The organism is Gemmatimonas sp. (assembly GCF_041689975.1).
In the GTDB taxonomy this organism is placed as follows: domain Bacteria; phylum Gemmatimonadota; class Gemmatimonadetes; order Gemmatimonadales; family Gemmatimonadaceae; genus Gemmatimonas.
In genome coordinates, this window is the sequence record NZ_JBDNFF010000053.1 from 1 (window position 1) to 5,483 (window position 5,483).

Sequence of the window (5,483 nt, forward strand, 5' to 3'; positions counted from 1 at the left end):
AGTGGTGTACCGAGCCACTTGTGCAGACTGGCGCCGTAGTAGTCGCAATCAAGGTCGGGAATGCGAAAGTCGAGCTGCGCGAAGGCATGCGCGCCGTCCACCATGACCGGGACACCGCGCGCGTGCGCCATGTCGCAGATCTTCTTCACCGGCAGCACGTGGCCGGTGATATTGATCATGTGACAGACCATCAGCAGGCGCGTACGGGGCGTGATGGCCGCGGCGTACACCTTCACGATCTCGTCGTCGCTCTGCGGATCGAGCGGCACGGTGACGGTGCGGTTTACGACGCCCCAGCGACGGCCCATCAGCGCGAACTGATCGAGCATCGCGCCGTAGTCATGCACCGCCATCACCGCCTCGTCGCCCGCCTTCCAGTCGAAGCCCGAGATCACCGTGTCCAGCGACTCGGTGGTGTTGCGGGTGATGATCAGCTCCTCTGGCGCGCATCCCGCCAAGGCGGCCAGGCGGGCCTGCACCCGCGCCTTGTTGGTGCCCTGCACCGTCCGCATGTAGCGCGAGCTCTGGGCATTCACGGCCCGCACATGGCCGATGAAGCGCTCCAGTACCGGCTCCGACTGCATGGAGTAGTAGCCGTGCTCCAGATGGATGTAATCGGCAGGGACACGGTACTTGGCCCGCAACGCGTCCCAGAAGTCGGCCCGGGCGGCCAGCTCAGCGACGGGTAGGCGGGAAAACGCCTGAAGCTGGGCCGGCGTGAACAGGAGGCCCAACGAGGCGCCGCCCAATGCGCCGCTTACGGTACGGAGAAAGTCGCGCTTGTCCATGCGTGGGGGAGAAGAGGGGCCCAGACCGAGCGGGAAGCAGTTGTGCCCCCCGTCGCTGTCTGCGAACTTACCTGATTGTGTGAGCTCCGGCCGCCCCCGGTCCGGTGCTGCCCCACCTTCCGTCCAGTCCATGACCGTCGCAGCCACCGCTTCCGCGACTGCCGCTTCTCGGCCAGCCGCCGCCATGAGTGCCGGCGCGACCGAGCTCGATTACCGCCCGTCGTACCTGGCCGCCGCGATCGCTGGCCTCGTCGTGTTTCTGCTGTACCTCGTCACGCTGGCACCGACGACGTCCATGTGGGACACCAGCGAGTACATCGCGGCCGCGTACGTCCTCGGTATTCCGCACCCGCCAGGCAATCCGTTCTTCGTCCTGCTCGGACGCGTCTTCGCGATCCTGCCCATCGCACCGACGGTCGCCATGCGCATCAATGTGCTGGCGGCGCTGTCCAGCGCGGTCTCGGCCGCTGTGTGGTTCCTGATCACCGAGCGGGTGCTCGTGCAATGGATGCCACGTCGTTGGCAGCGCATTGCTGGCGGCGCGCTCGCGGCGTTGATCGGTGCTACGGCGTTCACCGTGTGGAACCAGTCGGTGGTCAACGAAAAGGTGTATACGGTGTCGCTGGTTGGACTCGCGATCATCTGCTGGCTCACCGTGCGGTGGTGCGACGATCCGGAAGGCCCCGTGGCCGACCGCCTGCTCGTACTGGTCGCCTACCTGCTGGGCCTCGGCTACGCCAACCACATGGCCGGTATGCTGGCGGCACCCGCGGTCGGACTCGCGGTGCTGGTGCGCCGCCCGTCGTCGATTCTGCGCTGGAAGTTGCTGATCGCGTGCGCCGCCGCGCTGGTGTTCGGCATGACGCCCTTTCTCACCCAGCCCATTCGCGCCGCGCACTTCCCCGCCATCAACGAAGGCGAGCCGACCGGCTGCGTGACCGAACTCAAGATGGATTGCACGTTCTCCGCGCTCACGTACGACCGCTTCATGTACAACTTCAACCGCGGCCAGTACGGCAAGCCGGAGCTCGGCGAGCGCCAGGCGCCGCTGACGGCGCAGGTCGGCATGTACTGGCTGTACTTCAAGTGGCAATGGCTGCGCGACGCGTACCAGGAGAATCCGGGGCTGCAGAACGGGCTCGCCGTGTTCTACTTCATTTTGTGCATCCTCGGTGGCTGGATGCATTTCAAGAAGGACCGACGCAGCTTCTGGTTCTTCGGACCGCTCATCGGCACGATGACCTTCGGGCTGATTTTCTACCTCAATTTCAAGTACGGCCATAGTCAGGCGCTGGAGCTCGGCGACTCGGTTCCACGCGAAGTGCGCGATCGAGACTACTTCTACCTGTGGAGCTTCTCGGCGCTCAGCGTGTGGGCTGCGCTCGGACTCATGTATCTGTGGGAGACGGTCGCGAGTTTGTTCGGCGCCGATGAAGTGAAGCTGGGTCGCACGACCGTGGTGGAGCCGCGCACGCGCAGCTTCCTCTTCGCGTCGCCGTTGTTGGCCGTGGCGTTCATCCCACTCGTGGGTAACTGGCAGCAAGCGTCTCGCTCGAACCAGACCGACACCACCGACTTTGCGCGCGACCTGCTCAACTCGGTGGAGCCCTACGGTATTCTGATCACCGTTGGCGACAACGACACCTTCCCGCTGTGGTATGCGCAGGAAGTCGAGGGCATCCGCAAGGACGTCATCGTGGCGAATACGTCGTTGATGAACACCGACTGGTATACGCGGCAGATGATCCGCCGGCCGGTGTACGAGTACGATGCCGCCAAGGGTCCGGAGATCTATCGCAGCCAGCAGTGGAAGAAGCCGGTCGGTCCGCCGGTGAAGATGACCTTCGACGAAGCCGATGCGCTGCCGCTCGCCATTCAGACGCCGCCGAACGCCGCGTTCCAGAAGGGCGACATCATTGCCGTGCCGCGTTCGCCTCAGCTCATGCGCGCCGACCAGCTCGTGTATTTCATGATCCGCGACACGTACCCTGATCGGCCGATCTACTTCAGCCGCACGGCCGGTGGATACCCCTACGAACTCGGTCTCGAGCGCTACGTCCTCACGCAGGGCATGGCCAAGAAGCTGGTGGGTCAGCAGATCATTCCGGGGCGCGACACCGTGCTCATTCAGGGCGAGGGCATGGTCGACGTGAAGCGTTCGTACGAATTGTGGTCGCAGGTGTTCACGGCCACGAAGTCGCTGGCGGCCCGGAAGGGATGGGTCGACGACGCATCGGTCGGCATCCCCGACCTGTACGTGATCAGCGGCGTCACGCTGGCGGAAGCGCTGGCGCAGACGGGCCAGACCGCGCGCTCCGACTCGGTGTATCAGCAGGCGAAGGGCATCGCGACGGCCATGCGCCGCGCGCAGGTGTTCGGGTTCGATCGTCAGCCGGCACTCCCGACCACGCCGGGCGCCGACGTCGGTCCGCAGCAACAGCTGTTGGTGCCGCAGCCCGACTCGAAGTAAGACCGAACTCTCGCATCACTCTGTCGAAGGCCGGGGATCAACGACATGTTGATCCCCGTCTCGTTTCCCACCTCAGGAGTCTGCCCGTGCTTCGCACTCGTTTCGTGGCTGCGCTGTCCCTTGGCCTTTCGCTCGCGACCGCCGCTTCGGCCCAGCAGCCGCCGGCTGCGCAACCGCCGCGTCCGCCTGCGGGCTTCCGCGGAGGCACGCAGATCAAGCCGGGCGAGGAGTGCCCCGCCGGTACCACGGAAATCCGTCCGAACAATTGCTTGGCACCGTCCTCACCGCCGCCGAGCATCGTGGACTATCGGCCCAAGTCCACGCTGATCGTGCCGTCGGCGGGCATGAAGTGGAAGGCGAAGTACCCAGTCGTTGACTTCCACGGACACCCCTCCGGACTCCTCGGTAACGCCGACGGACTGGCGCGTCTCGGGGCGTCGATGGATTCGATCAACGTGCGCCTCATGATCGCCGCCGACAACGTGAGCGGTGACCGATTACAGCGCACGATGGAGTTGGTGAACGGCTCGCCCGCGATGAAGGATCGCGTGCGTCTGCTCACCGGCATCAACCTGAACGGCGTGGGTCCGGGTTGGGCCGCAAAGGCCGTCGCGCAACTCGAAGCCGACGTGAAGGGCGGCGCGGTCGGCATCGGTGAAATCGGCAAGGGCTTTGGATTGAGCACGAAGAAGGCCGACGGCACGCGCTTGCGGTTGAACGATCCCGACCTGGATCCGATCTGGGAAGCCGCCGCGCGCTATAAGATGCCGGTGTTCATCCACACCGCCGATCCGCAGGAGTTCTTCCGCGCAGTCGACAACACCAACGAACGGTGGCTCGAGCTGAATCTTTTTCCAGAGCGGCTCTATCCGCAGGACAAGTATCCGAGCTTTAACCAGCTCATGGCGGAGCGCGACAGTCTGTTCCTGCGTCATCCGAAAACCACGTTCGTGGCCGCGCACCTCGGCTGGCACGCCAACGATCTTGGCCGACTGGGACGCATGTTCGACAAGATGCCGAACGTGCTCGCCGAAGTGGGCGCGGTGCTGTATGACATTGCGCGTCAGCCGAGAAACGCGCACGACTTCTTCATCAAGTATCAGGACCGCCTGCTCTTCGGCAAGGATTCCTTCCAGCCGGAAGAGTATCCGTACTACTGGCGCGTGTTCGAAACACGTGACGACTACTTTGACTACTACCGCAACTATCACGCGTTCTGGAAGTTGTACGGTATCGATCTACCGGATGTCGTGCTGAAGAAGGTGTACTACCAGAACGCGCTACGGATCATGCCGGCGATTCAGATTCCGGGGTGGCCGAAATAGGACCGTGTGTGTCACAGGGGTTGGGAACTGATTTCGCAGAGTCGCAGAGAGCGCAGAGGCGCAGGGAACTCGTCAATGAGGTTCTCTGCGCCTCTGCGCTCTCTGCATCTCTGCGTGAGCTGTTCAGCTGCGCCACGGATCAGTCTGCCGCATACAAGCCCGAACTCGGCATGTAACTTGCTCAGCTATGTGGGTACATGGCGCGCGTCAGGTTCCGGTGCGCATAGCAGCCTAAACTGATCCACGAGGACATCCATGCCCGGAGCCACGGCAATCGCGACGACCGCTGCGCGTGCCGAACTCCGCAACGAGCGCGGCGGCCTCCTCATTGTACTAGCCGGTGACTGGTCGATCGAGCAGCGGCAGCTGCAGTTCCAGGAGTTTATCAATGGTGCGACGGTAATAAAAAGTACGTCGCGAACAGTCACATTTGACGCAACTGATCTCGGTGCGTGGGACAGCACGCTTTTGATTTTTGTGGCACGGTGTCAGGAGTTCTGTGACGCGCAGAAGCTCGAACTCGACCTCTCGGCACTCCCTGAACAGGTGCGGCGGCTGCACGCGCTCGCGCAGGCGGTGCCCGAACGCGTTCAAGTCGCGGCTGCCGGGCGTCCGTGGTTCGTGAGTCGCATGGGCACCTCGCTGAACAACGCGTGGAGCGACCTCAAAGCTGCTGTAAAGTACGTTGGCGAGATCGCCATTGCGCTGAGCGGCATCGTCACGCGGCGCGTACATATGCGCTGGCGGGAGTTCTTTGTGGTCGTGCAGACCAACAGCTCAGGCGCGCTTCCCATCGTCACGCTCATCGCGTTGCTGATGGGCATCATCATCGCGTTCCTTGGCGTCGTGGTGTTGAAGCGCTTCGGCGCCGGGTACTACGTGTCGTACCTCGTAGGCTTC

3 protein-coding genes and 1 pseudogene are annotated in these 5,483 nt (G+C 63.6%); 3 read left to right on the forward strand and 1 reads right to left on the reverse strand.

Features of this window, described 5'->3' with window-relative positions; translation table 11 throughout:
• A partial coding sequence (locus ACESNG_RS03900; RefSeq protein ID WP_373067904.1) for an aminotransferase class V-fold PLP-dependent enzyme occupies positions 1 to 788 on the reverse strand: 788 nt, incomplete at its 3' end.
• 184 nt (positions 789 to 972) lie between these two features.
• Between ACESNG_RS03900 and ACESNG_RS03905 the strand changes: the two genes are divergently transcribed.
• From ACESNG_RS03905 to ACESNG_RS03915, 3 genes and pseudogenes are all read left to right on the forward strand, one after another.
• Positions 973 to 3,258 carry a DUF2723 domain-containing protein gene (locus tag ACESNG_RS03905; RefSeq protein ID WP_373063201.1) on the forward strand — a complete coding sequence of 762 codons (2,286 nt, stop codon included), beginning with the start codon at positions 973 to 975 and terminating at the stop codon, positions 3,256 to 3,258.
• Between the two features lie 86 nt (positions 3,259 to 3,344).
• A complete protein-coding gene (locus ACESNG_RS03910) occupies positions 3,345 to 4,583 on the forward strand; it encodes an amidohydrolase family protein (protein WP_373061392.1) in 1,239 nt (412 codons plus the stop codon).
• Positions 4,584 to 4,838: 255 nt separating this feature from the next.
• Positions 4,839 to 5,483, forward strand: a pseudogene (locus tag ACESNG_RS03915) (hypothetical protein); the annotation flags it as partial.